14 protein-coding genes are annotated in these 16,702 nt (G+C 30.5%); 7 read left to right on the plus strand and 7 right to left on the minus strand.

What is annotated here, in order from left to right; genetic code table 11:
* The first annotated feature begins 27 nt into the window (after nucleotides 1-27).
* A complete protein-coding gene (locus HY951_07540) occupies nucleotides 28-744 on the plus strand; it encodes a methyltransferase (GenBank protein MBI5539893.1) in 717 nt (238 codons plus the stop codon).
* Nucleotides 745-865: 121 nt separating this feature from the next.
* Here HY951_07540 and HY951_07545 read toward each other — a convergent pair whose 3' ends face one another.
* Nucleotides 866-4,864 carry a lamin tail domain-containing protein gene (locus tag HY951_07545; GenBank protein MBI5539894.1) on the minus strand — a complete coding sequence of 1,333 codons (3,999 nt, stop codon included), beginning with the start codon at nucleotides 4,862-4,864 and terminating at the stop codon, nucleotides 866-868.
* Between the two features lie 164 nt (nucleotides 4,865-5,028).
* Between HY951_07545 and HY951_07550 the strand changes: the two genes are divergently transcribed.
* Nucleotides 5,029-5,391, plus strand: coding sequence for a DUF3127 domain-containing protein (locus tag HY951_07550; protein ID MBI5539895.1), 363 nt, complete (start codon nucleotides 5,029-5,031; stop codon nucleotides 5,389-5,391).
* A gap of 44 nt (nucleotides 5,392-5,435) precedes the next feature.
* Here the strand turns inward: HY951_07550 and HY951_07555 are convergent, their stop codons facing one another.
* On the minus strand, nucleotides 5,436-6,017 hold the full coding sequence (locus HY951_07555; protein MBI5539896.1) for an NAD(P)H-dependent oxidoreductase: 582 nt from the start codon (nucleotides 6,015-6,017) through the stop codon (nucleotides 5,436-5,438).
* Nucleotides 6,018-6,081: 64 nt separating this feature from the next.
* Nucleotides 6,082-7,962 (minus strand): PD40 domain-containing protein, encoded by a 1,881-nt coding sequence (locus HY951_07560; GenBank protein ID MBI5539897.1) that lies wholly within the window; start codon nucleotides 7,960-7,962, stop codon nucleotides 6,082-6,084.
* Nucleotides 7,963-8,142: 180 nt separating this feature from the next.
* Between HY951_07560 and HY951_07565 the strand changes: the two genes are divergently transcribed.
* From HY951_07565 to HY951_07575, 3 genes are all read left to right on the plus strand, one after another.
* The gene (locus HY951_07565) at nucleotides 8,143-9,036 is read left to right on the plus strand and encodes a hypothetical protein (protein MBI5539898.1); all 894 of its coding nucleotides are present in this window, start codon (nucleotides 8,143-8,145) and stop codon (nucleotides 9,034-9,036) included.
* Nucleotides 9,037-9,047: 11 nt separating this feature from the next.
* Nucleotides 9,048-9,650: a hypothetical protein gene (locus tag HY951_07570; GenBank protein ID MBI5539899.1), complete on the plus strand. Its 603-nt coding sequence runs from the start codon at nucleotides 9,048-9,050 to the stop codon at nucleotides 9,648-9,650.
* 65 nt (nucleotides 9,651-9,715) lie between these two features.
* Nucleotides 9,716-10,261 carry a hypothetical protein gene (locus HY951_07575; protein ID MBI5539900.1) on the plus strand — a complete coding sequence of 182 codons (546 nt, stop codon included), beginning with the start codon at nucleotides 9,716-9,718 and terminating at the stop codon, nucleotides 10,259-10,261.
* Here the strand turns inward: HY951_07575 and HY951_07580 are convergent.
* The 4 genes from HY951_07580 to HY951_07595 all read right to left on the minus strand — a co-directional run bounded on the left by HY951_07580 (nucleotide 10,258) and on the right by HY951_07595 (nucleotide 15,412).
* A complete protein-coding gene (locus HY951_07580; GenBank protein ID MBI5539901.1) occupies nucleotides 10,258-11,004 on the minus strand; it encodes an SPOR domain-containing protein in 747 nt (248 codons plus the stop codon). The genes HY951_07575 and HY951_07580 overlap by 4 nt on opposite strands.
* A gap of 78 nt (nucleotides 11,005-11,082) precedes the next feature.
* Nucleotides 11,083-12,288, minus strand: a complete 1,206-nt coding sequence (locus tag HY951_07585) for a tetratricopeptide repeat protein (protein ID MBI5539902.1) — start codon at nucleotides 12,286-12,288, stop codon at nucleotides 11,083-11,085.
* A complete protein-coding gene (locus HY951_07590) occupies nucleotides 12,288-14,903 on the minus strand; it encodes a gliding motility-associated C-terminal domain-containing protein (protein ID MBI5539903.1) in 2,616 nt (871 codons plus the stop codon). Before HY951_07590 ends, HY951_07585 begins: the two co-directional genes overlap by 1 nt.
* A gap of 2 nt (nucleotides 14,904-14,905) precedes the next feature.
* Nucleotides 14,906-15,412, minus strand: coding sequence for a hypothetical protein (locus tag HY951_07595; GenBank protein ID MBI5539904.1), 507 nt, complete (start codon nucleotides 15,410-15,412; stop codon nucleotides 14,906-14,908).
* Nucleotides 15,413-15,475: 63 nt separating this feature from the next.
* Between HY951_07595 and HY951_07600 the strand changes: the two genes are divergently transcribed.
* On the plus strand, nucleotides 15,476-16,069 hold the full coding sequence (locus tag HY951_07600) for a HupE/UreJ family protein (protein MBI5539905.1): 594 nt from the start codon (nucleotides 15,476-15,478) through the stop codon (nucleotides 16,067-16,069).
* Between the two features lie 64 nt (nucleotides 16,070-16,133).
* Nucleotides 16,134-16,685, plus strand: coding sequence for a hypothetical protein (locus HY951_07605; GenBank protein ID MBI5539906.1), 552 nt, complete (start codon nucleotides 16,134-16,136; stop codon nucleotides 16,683-16,685).
* Nucleotides 16,686-16,702: the final 17 nt, after the last annotated feature.

The following is a 16,702-nucleotide window of genomic DNA, read 5'->3' on the forward strand; positions in this document are numbered from 1 at the left end:
TCTCAAAATATAAATCTTAATTATAAAATGCCTAACAATTGGTTTCAATTTAAACAATTTAAAGTAGAGCAGGATCAATGTGCGATGAAAATTGGAACAGATTCCATTTTACTTGGTGCATGGGCAAATTGTTTGGAATCCAGATTTGCATTAGATATTGGAACAGGAACAGGTATCTTAGCACTAATGATTGCACAGAAAAGTATTGCAGAAATAATTGCAATAGATATTGACGAGAAAACAATAATTCAGGCTCAGGAAAATATCACAAATTCAAGCTGGAATAATAGAATAAAGCTATTAAATACTTCTTTGCAAGAGTTTAAATCGCCAATTGAAAAATATGACTTTATTATTTCAAACCCACCATTTTTTCAGAATTCATTAAAAGCACCTGACGAATCACGCACTATTGCAAGGCATTCGGACAAATTAAGTCACGAAGACATTATTGGTTTTTGTATAAAACATCTTTCAGATGTTGGAATACTTGCAATTATTTTTCCTGTTGAACAAGGAAAATATTTTTTAAAACTAGCTATAGAGAATCAATTATTTTGCAAAAGGCTTTGTGAAGTAAAACCAAATACTTCAAAGCAAGCACATCGTTTATTAATGGAATTTTCATTAAATAAACAATCTACAGAATATTCAGAAATAATTATTGAAACCGGCACACGTCATCACTATACCGAAGAATACAAAGAACTTACAAAAGATTTTTACTTACATTTTAAATATTAAATTTGTCATACTGTACGCCGCGGCGGAGAAATAAAGCACCGAGTCTTAAATACAGTTACAATTAGATTACTCTTGAATGTAGTAAGAAGATATTATTTGCTCTGAATGACAATATAACATTTTACAATTTACTTGCAACAACACAAGCCTTCTTAAAGTGCTTAGTATTACCATTCAAATTAAACACCTCAACAAATACTACATAAACTCCTAAAGCGACTTTCTGGTTTGCATCATTAAGACCATCCCAAGTAAAATAACCTTCTATTGCTAATAATTCATTTGACACTAATAATTTCACTTTTCTACCCCTAGCATCAAAAATTGTAACATTAGCTACATAACCTGGTTCCTCAAATTTATAACGAATATTAAGTAAATCATTATAGCCATCATTATCGGGCGAGAATACCTCAGGCTCAACAGTAATAGATGCATCTAACTGTTCGAATTGCGAAAACTGAGAATTTTTATAACCCGGAGTTCCAAAGCCTGCACTCTCAGCTGCAGAATGCCAATTTTTAGCGTCCTGTGTTGGTATGTCCGGGTGAATTCGCTCTAAAGAAACACCCTGAAAAGAGTTAAGCAACTGAAAATGCATACTTTCAGTATAACTAAAATCATCTATTACCTGAAACGATTTATTAATAATACTTACTCTTCCATCAGAATTGTTATAAGATGGCATAGACTGCATTTTTACAAATGCTTTTTTATTTGGACATGAATAAAAAGGAAAAACTTTTGTTGGGTCAGTTGTTAAAACAGCATAATACCCCGGGAACATGTAAAAACCTTCAGGAGCGATATCATCAATAACAGAAGGTTGACCTGTAATATCGAGAACAGCTAACTTTAAATCCTTTAAATCAAAAACATTTTTAGTATTGTTATAAAGTTCAACATAATCTACTCCACCAGTATTAGGATTAAATAAAACTTCATTTATAACAAGGCAGCCTGGTATAATTGTATCAGGAATTGCAAACAATGCTTTATTTGAAGTTGTGATTAAATTCCCTGCACAATCCTTCAATTGACCTATTACAGAAATCTCATATACAGTATCATTCAAAAAAGTCTGACTAAAAATCAATTTTGCTTTTTTCTTTGTTATATCAGTAAAAACAGCAGTTACAGGTGAACCTATTCCGTGGTTAACTGAAAAATCAGATACATTTAATGTGTCATTTGCAAAAATGGTTTCACCAAATGTTAGTAACAACGTATCTGGCAAAGTTAAAACAGCTCTTAAAAGTTCTGGTGCAATTAAATCTGAATTTGTTGCAAATACAGAATTTCTTCTTCCAGGGGTTCCACCAGAAGGATCTACTGAAGCAATCCAGTTTGTATTTTCACCACATGGATTCATCGGATCAATTTGTTCTATACTCCATCCACCGTTAACTTTAAATGTACTTCTGTACCAACTATCAGAATACTGAACAAAAGAAATTGTCTGATCTTCTTTATCTTTTAAAACTATTGAGTTTCCCGTGTTTGTTAATGCAGAGGATGATGAAATAATTCCTAATGTATTTCCATAAGCCTGCAATGCTGTCTGAGCTGTTGATGTACATATAATCAAATATCCATCAGCCAGAATTTTTGATGAGGGAATAACAACTGTTGAAGTTCCAATAGTCAATGACCAGTTACTAATATCAATGTCATAAATTGAACGGTTATGAAGCTCCAAATACTCAAATTCAGGCAACCCAATTACTGGACTTGGGTCTGCCATTATTTCGTTAATTTGAATATCAAAAGGCAATGCCTTATACCACATGAATGTTTCAACAACTGGCACAGCAATAGAATTATTAGAAAAATCTTTTAAATTTGAAGCTGTTAATGTATACGTTGTTCCGGAAATAAACGGAGTCGAAAATGTAAGATGAATTACCTTATAATCCAATGCATCTCTAATTGCAGATATAGGATTTCCTATTCCACTATTAACAGCGAAATTTAAAACAGCTTGTGCAGTACTTAATGAAATACCCTCTGAAAAATGTAAATCCAAATGAAGTGAATCAATAACAGAAAGATCTGTAAATGTTGGAGCAATTGTGTCAACTTGAACAGGTCCACAATAAAAATCGTCAAAAGTAAATTTGCCTGAAGCATTTGTACTAGTATATCGATTAAATACTCCGGTATAAAAACCATTCGACAAAAAAGAAGTTTCGCTTCCCTGTGCCTGCAACTCAAAACTAGAGCCTCCTGTTGGATCAACATACAACCTCCATAATCCAGCATTTGTTCTAATAACTTTTACTCTAACACTTGGAGAACTTGCAATTTGTCCATCAATAGCACGACAAACAGAAGTAATTGTTGAACCCGATTGATAAAAAAGCTGAACAGCATCATTAGTTCCGTTTTCACCAAATTTTAAAAAATATCCGTTTAATGAACTTTTAAGATTTTCATTATCACTCATAAGATAATAACGTGTAAAATTATTATCAGATGGATCAAAACCAAGCTTAATGTAGACCTGCCACTCAATACTATCCAATGACAGCCACAATGGAGTAACCAGATACGAAGTATCAGTAGTTGTAGTGGTAGTAAATAATTGAAGTTGTAATTCAGGAGTAATTATCATGTCACCGGTTTCACCAGTCCATGATGGACTATTTGTAAAATCACCATCATTAAATGATTCATTTAAAATCTGACCTGTAGGAATACAATTAATTAAACCAGTTGTTGCCTGAGATAATGTTGAACTTTGTTCATTTATTAAAAGTGAAAAATAACCTGGACTATCATATTTTACGTCAATCCAGTTATAAACTCCACTTGAAAGTGTTTGAGTTAATCCAGTAACAGATGACAAAACTCCACCTCCAATATTTTTCTGTAAAACAATTTGATTATTTGCAGATAAATCAAGATTATTATTAATATCAGTTGCTTCAACTGAAATATTAAAATTCTGATTTGCCCATACCGATGTTGGAACTGAAGTAAATTGAAGTTTTGAACCTACAACATCAATGGTAAAAACTGCTGATGTAACATCAGACACAAATACGGGAAGAAAACCGGAACCACTCATATCTGAACCCCAACCATGAACTAAATGATTAACAAAAAACTGAAATTGGGTACCATCAATTAAACCACTCTGATTAAGATAAACTTCAAATGTTAAATCAGCTGAACCTGCATTTGGAATGACCAAATCACCAGAATTAATAGTTAGAACTATAGCATTAGCTGAAATAACAACTTGCTGAACATTTACAGTATTTATTCCATTTAATAATTTAATCCCCTGAATTGCAGTTTGCCAGTCGGCACTATTAACAGGATTTGCATTTTTTAAAGTAATTTGTGTAATATTTGTTGGTAACCCATCACTTGTACCTGCATCATTAACTGAAACTTTAAAAACAGGAACTGCCTGAGCTAAAGTTGTAACTAATGAAGAAATATTTGCTGCTCCAATTTGAGTTACCGGATTTTGAATATAAGAATCGTTGTTATTCGGATTAGCAACTGTTATTGAACCTCCAATAGCTAAGCCATTAGTACCAGGTGATGCACCTGACAAAAACCCCCAACCACCTGTTGTTGTTTGTCCACTTGCATAATATCTTATTGTAACGGTTGTACCTGAATTAACATTCTGCAATGCAGAAATTGAAGTTAAATCAATCTGAGCCATTGTTAAATTTGTTGTCTGGTCAGGTAATCCGATTAAAGTAAAATTTGTTCCATCCAAACTGTATGCAAACTGTGATGTTACTCCGGGAGCTGCATAATATGATGCGGTTCCACCAAATTTTGCATCAATAGTGCTTAGAGATAAATTATAGCCAATAGCAGGTGAAATAGTTATTTGAAAATAATCAGTATTAGCAGTTGAGATTCCCTCATTTTTAAAACCTGTTGTTCTAAATGAATTTACTGCAGAACTTGCAGTAGCACCGGCTCCTCTGGTTATTAGATTTGATGAACTTAAATTTGCATCAAAAGTAGTTGCAGCAAAAGTTGGTATCGCTGTAGTTACACCTGAAAAATCCCAAGCAGCAATTTGCCCAAAACTTACAGAGATATTCCCTAAGAATAAAATCGTCAATATCAGAAGCTTATCAATTTTCATAAATATATAGATATAGTTCTAAAAGTATATAAAATTAGGCTTAATTCAAAATTTATAAAATCTCTTTAACATTGCTGTTAGTTTTATTAACAAAAAAGTATTTTGGATTTATTTATTTTAATTTTGCAAAAGATTTTAAACTGAAACAATTTAATTTATACCATATGAACATTATCGGAGAACTAATTCAGATGCTACCTCTTCAAACAGGAACCGGAAAAAATGGAGAATGGAAAAAACAAGACATTATTATTGAAACAAAAGGACAATATCCCAAAAAAGTATGCATTGCAATTTGGGGCGATAAGATTAATACAAGTGTTTTAAAAATAGGAAATGAGTTAGATGTTTCATGCGATGTTGAAAGTCGCGAATTTAATGGCAAATGGTATACTGATGTAAAAGCCTGGAAAGTGGAACTAACATCTGCAACCACCGGCGCAACAAATTCCGGTCAGGATCTTCCTATGCCTGATATTACTGAGATTCCTGATTTTAATGATTCAACAGGAGATTTACCGTTTTAAATATAAATTAAAATGCAATAAGGTCGAAAGACCATGACTGCATTTTATCTCTGACTTACACCAAGATTTTCAACAATTGACAACCATTTTTTTCTGGTTTCTTCTTTTGAATTTCTAACCATTGTAAATGCTGTAACTTTAACAGGTTTAATTCCACAAAATTCTAAAGTCATCTTTTTTAGTTGTTTAATTGCAGGTCGACCATTTACAAACCTGTAATACCAATAAGGCTGATCCATAGTGCAAAATATTCTTGCAGACTTTCCAGTTAAAAGTTTATCCCACATAACAGAATTTTCACGATACCTGAATGCCATTCCCGGCAGAAATACTCTATCAATAAAACCTTTCATTATTGCAGGAATACCACCCCACCATAAGGGATGAATAAAAACCAGATGCTCTGCCCATGAAATTTTTTCCCATGCAGCAAGTAAATCAGGCTCAAGGGTAGTTCTTTTTCTATATCCGGATTCAAGATTTGGATTAAATTTTAAATCAGCAATATTTATTTGCTCCACAATGGCTCCTGATTTTAATGCCCCAATTTTATAACTCTCTGCAATATTGTAATTAAAACTATTTTTATCGGGGTGTCCATTTATTATTAAAATTTTCTTCGCCATAACAAATTACATTTAATTATACTAATGCTTCAGGTAGAAATACCATTACTGCATTAATAAAATATCATTCAACAATTTTCAATTCTGTTCGTCGATTTAATGCTCTGCCTTCTTCAGTGTCATTTGTTGAAAGAGGAACAGTATCTCCAAATCCTTTATATTTTAGTCGAGTTGCCACTATACCCTTTTTTATTAGAAAATCATAAACCGCTTTTGCACGTTTTTGCGACAAATCCAAATTATATGCAGATTTTCCTTTATTATCAGTATGTCCACCTATTTCAATTTTTATTGAGACATTTGAATTCATAAATGCAATTAGTTTAGATAATTCAGATTCTGAATTATTTTTTATCCTGAAAGAATCAGTATCAAAAAATATATTTTTTAAAATAATTTTACTGCCCTTTTTTATTTGTTCAATTGGAATATCAATCTCAAAAGGTTTTTGCAAACTTGAAATAGTTGTAAGGTTTATATTCTCAGAATAAAACATATGACCTTCTGATGAAACAAATAATCCATAATCTTTGCCAGGTGTTAAACAAATCATAAAACTTCCGTCAGATTCATCACTAAAAGATTTTGTAACACTCTGCCCAGTTGCTAAATCTTTTAATTCAAACTCTGCTTTTAATGCTTTCTTTGTTTCTTTATCAAAAACCTTTCCCTTAATATATGTTACCGATTCTGGTCTGGCTTCTTTATATAATTCAAAGAAATATAAATCCTGAAGCCCTGTTCCTCCATCACGTGAAGACGTAATGTATGCTTTATTTCCCTGAGCATTAACAACAAGCCCAATCTCATCCTTAGGTGTATTTATAGGATACCCAAGATCCTTTGGCTCTGACCATTTTCCTTCATTATTAATTTTTGAAAAATAAATATCAAATCCACCTACACCCAGATGCCCATTTGAACAATAATACAAAGTTTTACCATCCTGGTGAATAAATGGGGAAGTTTCTGCTTCTTTGGTGTTAATAACATTACCCAGATTAACAGGTTTTGTCCATTTATTAAATTCATTCATTGTTGTTTTCCATATATCAGATTGCCCTAATCCACCCGGTCGTTCACTTGAAAAATATATTGTTCTACCATCAGATGACAAGCTTGGTTGCGACTCCCAATATGCAGTATTAACAACGTTCCCCATATTTTTAGAAGCTGACCATTTTCCATTTACTTTTTTAGAATAATACAGATCACATTGACCCATACCATCATCTCTGTTACATGCTGCAAAAACCATTAATTGTCCATCACCTGAAATGGTTTGAGCACCTTCATTATTTGATGTATTTACATTTCCAGGAATTGGTATTGCCTTTGACCATGATCCATTATTAAAATTACTAATGTAAAAATCTTCCTGTGTATTTTCCGAAGCTGGATCGGCACCAGAGAATCTCGGAATTTTTCTGGTAAAAACCATTGTTAATTCATCAGGTGATAAGTTTGGATAATATTCATCACAATTCGAATTAACTAAATTACCTAAATTTTGAGGATTAAACGGAACAGGTTTAGACATTAAATCTAAAGAAAAATCGCATTTCTTTAATTCACCTTCAGCCATAGCCTTAATTTCTGGTTTTATTCCTTTAATTTTAACAAATGTTTCATAATTTGTTTTAGCCTTTTGTATTTCTCCAAGATACATTAAGCTATTTCCTAACAAAATATAAATATTAGGATAAGTTTTAGAGCAATTTTTTGCACATTTTTCGTAAACCGGAATCATTCCTTTATAATCTTCAGCATTAAAAAACAATTCAGCCAATAACAAATATGGTTGAGCATAAGTACTATCATCGGCGATTAACTCATTTAATGCTTTGTTGCCATTTTCCATATCGCCCCTTTGCAAAAGCTTTTTTGCATTTTCATATTTTTCAGTTGATTTTTTATTTTTTTGAGCAAAATTTTGAAAAGGCAATATCGCGCATATAAATAATATCAAATAGAATTGTAATTTAAATTTCATGAATTTTATTAATTTTTAATTTACGAATATAATAAAAACGGCATTGGCTTTTAATTATTTCAGAAAATTAAGCTTAGTATTTGTATGTTTTTAAAAAAATCGGTAGGTTTGCTAAATTTTAATAGTTTAACTATGAAAACTATCAAACACATTTCATTTTTTATGATGGTTTCTACAGCCTTGTTTTTTACGGCATGTAACTCCAATTCAAGTAGTTCAGAAGAAAACGCAACAGATAGTCTTGAAACTGATTCGGTACTTGTTGAAGAACAAATGCCAGATGTTGTTTTTCAGGTTCCATCTCCAGACGAGTTGTTTGCTCTTATTAAAAATTCAGGTTGCAAATTCAGAGATGACTTAATGAATTCTGAAAAATCAGTTTATGAATCAAAAACTGCACAAGAAATAAATCTTGGAATCTATGCTGCTGATTTGGCTTACCTTGCAGCCTTTGAAAAATTCCAACCATCATTAAAGTATTTTGGAAAAGTAAAAACAATGAGCGAGCAAATTGGTCTTGCAACTGCTATTGGAAGCGACACATATAGTCGTTTAGAAAAGAACATTGCAAATGCAGATTCATTACTTGACATTACCAATAACTCATATTATAGTGTAATTCAGAAACTTGAAGAAAATGGAAACGGAAATACACTTGCATTAATTATGTCTGGTGGATGGATTGAAAGTATGTATATTGCAACAAATCTGATTGGAAAATATTCAGAAAAGGATCCTAATATTCAAAGAATTGCCAGCCAGAAAGCTACATTTAATAATTTGATTCAAAATCTCGAAAAATATAAAGATCAACCTGAGGTTGCTGACCAACTTGCAAAATTTGAAAAAGTAAAAGCTATTTATGATCAGGTAACAAAAGAAGTAATAGATGAAAAAACAGTTGCAAAAGCTGATTCTTCAGTAGTTATTGGTCAAAAGAGCAAATATATTTTCACAAAAGAGATGTTTGAATCTTTCTGCAAAGAAATAAATAATCTCAGAAGCCTTATTATAAAAATGTCTTAACACCAAGGGTTATGAAAAATAAAATTTTATTAATAATATTAATAGCTCTCCCATTTGCAGTAATTTCACAAAACTGCGTTGAACACCTTAACATTCAAAAATCAGGTGTAAGGTATCCATGGAAATATGATGCACAAAGCAAGTCAGGTTTATTTATTGGCGGTAAAACATCTCAAATTAACGTTGTTTGCAATGAGGGAAAAGATTATAATATTTCTTTTCTTACCTCAACAGCATTATTGAAATATGCAAACATTAAAGTAACTGACGAAAACGGAAAAGAATATTTTACAATAGGTGTTGACAACAATAAGAAAAAGGACTTAGAATCTAAAAGACAATTAATGATTTCCTTAGAGAATCAAAAAATTAAAATTAAAACCGGCAAAAAGAAAATTGAGATTGATGCAAATATTAATAGTCTAAAACTTGAAATTGAAAAATCTCAACAGGAAATTGATAAAAACACGTATCAACCAAAAACAAATTTTTCATTTACACCTGCTGAAACTATGAACCTAATAATTTCAATTTCTATAAGTGAAGAATGTACTAGTAAAGGCTGTGTTGGAGCACTTATAATAAATAAAAAAGCCGAGAAATCAGGATTTTAGTTTTTTGATTTATAACTTTTTACTATTTTTTTCGTTTTAGTATTTACTTTACTAAAATTAATATTATGAAAACACTCATTATTTCATTATGCCTAATATGCATATATTCATTCACTTCACAAGCACAGGAAAAGGAAAAAGAAATTAATACTCACGAAAAAAAATACAGTAAGGCAATTGGATTGGGTGCAGGTTTCACAACCGGAGTGGGCTTATCATACCGGTACTTCCCAAAAAGATACGGAGTTCAGGTAACTGTTGCACCATATTACAGGGACTATGGTAAAGAAGCTTTTATTAGCGGTGGCTTAACTTTACTTTTAAGTTTGGAAGAAGCTAAATCTTACAATGTTTATGCATATTTTGGGAATCATTATTTTTACTCAAAATTAAACAGTACATATAGTACATACGACCCTATTCTTGGTTACAATAATTATTCTACAAAAACAGTAACAAAGAATACAATAAACTCAGGAATTGGTATAGGAGGTGAAATCCATGCACAAAAACGTATAACATTAAACCTAATGGTTGGATATGCACAATATAATTCCTTTGAGGATTTATTTTTTACTGCAGAAGCTGCAATATTTTACAGATTTAATTAGTTTTGCTTAACTCTTTGTCCGTTCTCATAAGTCAGAACAAAAGCACCACTAACACCGCAGCTTAAGCGAAAAATATCTGCATCTTCCTTATTAGCAAAATCACCAACTGTATATTTGTACCAGCTATCAATATTTTCTTCTTTGATCGCTGTTGTAACACTATACAATTCCTGTAAAATCTCTTTTGTAATTCTCCTCTTACTAGCAGCAATCTGAACTCTATATATAGTTTTCTGATTATTAATTTTCTCTGGTAAGACCTTTTTATTTATTTTTATTTCTGAAGTCAGATCAACATTAGGTTTAATATTTTCATTTAAAATATTTAATGGTACTACAGCAATCGGATATTTTTTTCTTTCCTTATTTAACAAATAATGAAAATTTCCATAGATTTCTTTATATCCATATATTCTACTATCAACGATAATTGAAACTACAATATTAAATTTATTTTTTTCAGGTAGTTCGACCCAGATAAATTTCAATAACTGACCTTGATTAATTACTGTTGAACCGGCAGTCTCATTAACATTAGATTTAAATCCAACCGGTAAATATAACTCCAACTTTGCAAATCCATTAACATTAGTTTTCTGAATTTCAACATTTATGTTAAATTCAGTTCCTGCATTTACATTCTCGGGAATAGCTATATTGATATTTATTGAATTCTGAGCAACTAAAATTGTTGTACTTTTTAGAATAAAAAAAATAAATAATTTATAATATTTAATATTCATTCTTTTTATTTATTTAAATTAATATACGAGAATAACAGGCAATAGTTATTTAATAACTGAAACAATAAATTAACTATACTATTTAATATCGCTGCAAAATCTTAATAAATATTCTTCTGCTTTTGGATAATCCAGACTTTTTGCTTTTTCCCAATCATGACAAGCACCCAACTTGTTTTTTAATCCAAAATATGCCAAACCACGGTAACAAAAATATTCACCATTATTTGGCTTTAAATCAACCGCCATACATAGATCGGAAAAAGCTAAATCATATTTTAACTGATCAATATAACAACGTCCACGCTCAAAATAAGAATCTGAATTAAAATCATTAAGCTTAACAGCTTTAGAAAATATTTCAATTGCCTGATTTAAATTCTCATTTAAAAACGCAGCATGACCGGCATAATAAAGTGCAACACCATCCTCGGAATCATATGAACTACATTTCATCAAATCGTTAATGGCACCATTATAATCTGTAGCTTCTATTTTAGAAATGCCTCTTTCTTTCAAGCATTTAATATTCCATGGTTGCAATGTTAGAACAGAAGAATAATCAATAATTGCTTTTTTACTCTTTCCGTCTTTTCTCAATAAATTTGCTCTATAAAGTAGTAGGTCTATTCTGGTTGGATTAATTTTAAGCGCTTTATCTACACTTGACATTTCTTCCTTTGGATTATTACCAAATTTAAATGCTTTTGCTCTCCAAAACCATAACTCATCTTTATTTGGAAAATATTTTAAAGCACTGTCTACAACATCAAAAATTTCAGAATTTAAACCTTTAGAACTTAAATAATAAATATCAGTTATATAATTTTCGTAATCAGAATACCAGTTAATATCCCATAAATTCTTCCAATTTACAGTTAACTTAAATTTTGAAAAAACAGTATCCGATTTTACTAGAATTGCCGGAATTTTATTTTCAGTTTTTAAATATTTTCTAAGCCATATTTCTGCTTCATCCCATTTTTTATTAATCGCATAACAACTTGCAATTTTATATTTCACATCAGAATCAATGCTATCATTTACCTGTAAAAAATCTATTAATGCTTTATTAACATTTTTTGAATTATAAAATAATTGAGCACGATGCTTAAAATATAATTGAGATGGATTTACCGCAATTGCTTCGGAAATAAGAGATATTGAAGTATCAATCTGACCTTTTTCTTCGAAAATTTTTGATTTTATAAAATAGTCTATATCAGACTGAGCAATAGCATTAAAAAAACTTATTGTAACAAATAAAAAAATAATAAATTTCATTACTCAGTTCCAGATTTTTTAGTTAGCCTGACCTCAATAAAACCTGTTAAAGTTCTTGATTCGATGCCAGAAAGTCGCCTCTCATATACATCACAAATATAATAGTATACTCCTGGAGAAACTATTTTTTTAGAGTCTACATCACGACCATCCCACTTAATATCCGGATCACTAGTTTGATATACAAGTTTACCCCATCTGTTAAATATTTTCATATCAACCTTTTCAACATACTTATATGGTCCCGGAATAAATAAATCATTCTGACCATTTTCATCGGGAGTAAAAATATTTGGTAGCTCATAATAAGTACATTCATCAACACACATTCTTTCTATTAATCTACTTTCATTTAAAAAAGAATCAACAGCTGTCACTATATAACATCCTGCCAGAGTAAGTGAGTCTATCCTATTATCTTCAAAAGTTGTATCGTTGGGATTATTCTTTGTAGCAATTAATAACATATTGCCAGTTAATGTTGAAGAGTAATAAATATTATATCCTGTGACATCATCAGTACAAAAATGATTTGGATTAGTCCAAACCAAATGGTTCATAAACAAATTACAATCAGAATGAGCATTTAGACCTGGAGAGCATGGAGGTGTAGTATCAATTGGTAAAGCACAAACTTCCTGAGAATAATTTATTATTGGAGAAACATAATTCCCGGTAGAGTAGTCACCTACAGTCTTTACTTTATAACAATACTCCATACCATTGACTAGTCCAGAATCAACATACTGCAAACTAGTAGTATTTCCTATTGAATCAAAATTTAAAGTAACTTGATTTAGTCTGTACACATTATATATAAAATTCTGCCAAGGCACATTTTTATTAATATTTATAATAACTCTATTATCATCAGGTATTGCAATAATTAATGGCGAAGATGCAATATTTGGAGTACCTATTAAAAATCTATTTCCAGGTGCATCGTTATAAAACTCAACTCTATATGAATACGGATTTAAAACAGTATTTTCTAAAGAATCAACAAAAATTGTGTCATTAATACTACTTAATGAATCAATAAGTTGCAAAGATTGTCCCCAAAAATCTGGTGAACGATATATTAAATATTTATATGGTCCGGCAGCCACTATTGTATCAAACTCAGTAGGTTTTGACCATTCAACATAAATTTTTCCAATATTTATATCCGTTTTACTAATGCTTACGTGAGTTATTACAGGTATTCCTTTTACAAGTTCTGTACATGCTTCATTAGAGGCATAACTTTCAGCTTCATCAGAAAAAACAGCATCTACTCTATAACAAAATTCATAACCTAGTGGTAAACCTAAACCATCATTATTATCTAGAAATGTAGTATTATTTACTCCTGTAACACTTCCAATTTTAATAAAACCAGTATATGCAGGGACTCCTGTTTCGCAGGAATCTGGATTCCATCCAGAAGGACCGTTTCTTCTGTAAATATCATAACGAACTGCTTCAGAACACCTACAAGAATCCCAATCTAAAAAAACAGAATTTGTAGTTGGTGTTAATGTTAAATTTTGTGGTGCAGGGCTTATAATTTTTATATATACCTTTTTCTGATCTACCAGAAACAATTGACTATTGTTATCTTTTGCTCTGAATACAACTAAGTATGGAAATTTTTTTACATGTATGCATTCTGTATGCCAATAAAAATTATTTGAGGGGTTATGTCCATATACAGTATCAAAAATTGCAACACTACCAGGTACCTGAAACGGGCCACCATATGCATTTAGCGTAATGTTATCACCATTAATATCTGAAGCAGATACCGGAAAATTTATTATAGTACCGGCTTCTACACATAAATCCTTAAGTGGCGACAATAATGGAGGAATATTAGTTGACTCTACAACTTCCACTTGAATGTCTCTAAGAATTTCTCCAATTTTAATATAAGTATGATTTAAAGAATTCAAACGCCATTCTTCAATTAACATTGCAACATTATATATACCTGTTTGTTGTGGCGAATCCCAAATTAAATCTCCTGTAATGGGATCAACTGTTAAATTATTATCTGCATAAGGAATAGTATATCCGGGAATTGGTTGTGCATTATCACCCAAACAGACTGTAAGTTTATACGAAAGGCTGTCACCATCGGGATCCCATGCTCCAGGATTATGAATAAAAACATTGTATAATTTTGCTTTATCAATTGGAGGATAAGTTAAAATTGGGGTTGAGTTACTTCCAACTGCTGAACTAATATTTAATGTTGTTCTTATTGTAAATGGTACGTTTACTGAATTTGGAATATTCTGAACTCCAAAATTCCTATTTTCATCCATCATTACAATTATATAAATACCAGGTCCAGCATATGTATGGGTTCCCATATAAGTATTCTTATAATAATAATCATTTGGTAACTCAATTTTAGATATACGACCAACAATTGTTGAACTTCCATCTCCCCAGTCGACAGTAAGTTCTGGTCTATCAGCCTGTGAAAGAGTATATGTATATGTAACCATTGTTATTTCGTATGTATTGCCGGAAATATGTCTATAACGGATTTCGCCTGCACGGTTGTGAGTTGCAAAAACTCCTGATACAGTTAAAATTCCAAATATAAACAATAAACAATATTTCATAATTAAGATGATATTTTAAAGCTTGTATTGCTTTTATTTAATGTATAACCACTTTCAAGTTCATTATATTTTATAATAACTAGATTAGTCATATCAGGATAATAATCATTTAAAAGATTATTTTCAACTTTAATTGATTCAATTTTACCTGAAAGTCTATAAGTAAAATAAAGCCATAATGCTCCTTCTTTAATTTCTTTACTAACAAATTTTAGTTTCTTTTGTGAAGACTTATTGTCATTTAAAGTAATTTTAAGATTATCGCTTACATACTCTTTGATAAAATCATCTGCATTAACAATTGATATTTGTTTTTCTAGGTTTAAATCAACCTTTGATTTTTTTAAAATTGCTCCCTGAAAATCATCTAAAAAAAGCTTCATTGATATATCAAAAACTTTTTGTTTGGAATTAAAGTCAATATTTGTGACAGTTACATGAATGGGATGCATAGCATTACCCATTAAAATAAAGGCAATTACAGCAATATATAAACTTTTTAACCTCATGATTAAATTAATTAATAAAGTTACAACATTTTTCTATTTTAGATAAATTAAAAAGCGTTAAAAATGAGCATCTTTCAGATGTATTTAAATCTTGGCATTCAGCATATTGCCGATTACATGAGTTTTGATCACATACTTTTTATTACATGCTTATGCGCTGTTTACATTTTTAAACAGTGGAAACAAATATTAGTTTTAATCACTGCCTTTACAATTGGACATACTACCTCACTTTTACTTTCAACTTTTAATATCATATCAATTTCTACAAGTTTAATTGAGTTTCTTATTCCTTTAACTATTTTCATTACTGCATTCTGGAACTTATTTTTGAAACAAGATGGAGTTAATATCAAAACACATTGGTTTAAATATATTACTGCATTATTTTTTGGTTTAATTCATGGTATGGGGTTTTCAAATTATTTACAAACGCTTTTGGGAATTGAAAAATCTATATTAATGCCATTATTCTCATTTAATTTGGGAATAGAGATCGGACAAATCATTATTGTAAGTATAATTTTAATATTAAGTTATATCATTACATCATGGTTTAAAGTTGCACGTAGGGATTGGGTTCTTATTTTTTCAGGTGCAGGTTTGGGTGTGTCATTAACATTAATGATTGAAAGATTTCCATCTCAATATTTTTAAAATTTCAATAAAAATTGTATATTAACAGGTTCTTTATAAATTTACACCGAATTAAAAGTCTACTATGAAAATCAAAATTCTATTTCTTTTTTTTATTACAATAGCAATATTTAGTTGTAAAAAAACAGATAATTATGAAGACATAACTGATGAATATAAAAGCTATTTTTTATTCAGACAAGGAAGTTCGTGGTTATATTATAACAGAATTACAAATTCTGACGACAGTATAGTCCTAAGAGCTATTAATAGAGAGGCAACAAAGCCTGATAATATTTGTGACAAATACAGATATGAGTATGATTTACAATTTACAAATGTTACAACAGGAAGATTATTTCATTCCGGATCAACATGTGTTGGCAATGCAAGCATTTCTGATGGTTTAACAAGTGGTGTATTTACTGTTCCACCTTCATTGCCTACATTCTTAGATACCGTTATTGTTGATACAACAATATATTATAATGCTCTTGTGTATTTTAACTTTAATGACACAATGCAGGAATTTTCTGCTTACGCTAAAAATATTGGTCGTATTAAGACTTATAAGGTAGTGAACGGTGTTACAACAATTGACTACGAATTAAAAAGGTATCACGTATTACCTTTTTAGAACTTTATTTAACAACC

The organism is Bacteroidia bacterium, assembly GCA_016218155.1.
Classification (GTDB): Bacteria; Bacteroidota; Bacteroidia; order Bacteroidales; family GWA2-32-17; genus GWA2-32-17.

What these genes read in the sequence shown, in the direction of transcription:
- HY951_07540 (MBI5539893.1), top strand. Translation starts at nt 28, where the DNA reads ATGCCTAACAATTGGTTTCAATTTAAACAATTTAAAGTAGAGCAGGAT.
- HY951_07545 (MBI5539894.1), bottom strand. Translation starts at nt 4,864, where the DNA reads ATGAAAATTGATAAGCTTCTGATATTGACGATTTTATTCTTAGGGAAT.
- HY951_07550 (MBI5539895.1), top strand. Translation starts at nt 5,029, where the DNA reads ATGAACATTATCGGAGAACTAATTCAGATGCTACCTCTTCAAACAGGA.
- HY951_07555 (MBI5539896.1), bottom strand. Translation starts at nt 6,017, where the DNA reads ATGGCGAAGAAAATTTTAATAATAAATGGACACCCCGATAAAAATAGT.
- HY951_07565 (MBI5539898.1), top strand. Translation starts at nt 8,143, where the DNA reads ATGAAAACTATCAAACACATTTCATTTTTTATGATGGTTTCTACAGCC.
- HY951_07570 (MBI5539899.1), top strand. Translation starts at nt 9,048, where the DNA reads ATGAAAAATAAAATTTTATTAATAATATTAATAGCTCTCCCATTTGCA.
- HY951_07575 (MBI5539900.1), top strand. Translation starts at nt 9,716, where the DNA reads ATGAAAACACTCATTATTTCATTATGCCTAATATGCATATATTCATTC.
- HY951_07580 (MBI5539901.1), bottom strand. Translation starts at nt 11,004, where the DNA reads ATGAATATTAAATATTATAAATTATTTATTTTTTTTATTCTAAAAAGT.
- HY951_07585 (MBI5539902.1), bottom strand. Translation starts at nt 12,288, where the DNA reads ATGAAATTTATTATTTTTTTATTTGTTACAATAAGTTTTTTTAATGCT.
- HY951_07590 (MBI5539903.1), bottom strand. Translation starts at nt 14,903, where the DNA reads ATGAAATATTGTTTATTGTTTATATTTGGAATTTTAACTGTATCAGGA.
- HY951_07595 (MBI5539904.1), bottom strand. Translation starts at nt 15,412, where the DNA reads ATGAGGTTAAAAAGTTTATATATTGCTGTAATTGCCTTTATTTTAATG.
- HY951_07600 (MBI5539905.1), top strand. Translation starts at nt 15,476, where the DNA reads ATGAGCATCTTTCAGATGTATTTAAATCTTGGCATTCAGCATATTGCC.
- HY951_07605 (MBI5539906.1), top strand. Translation starts at nt 16,134, where the DNA reads ATGAAAATCAAAATTCTATTTCTTTTTTTTATTACAATAGCAATATTT.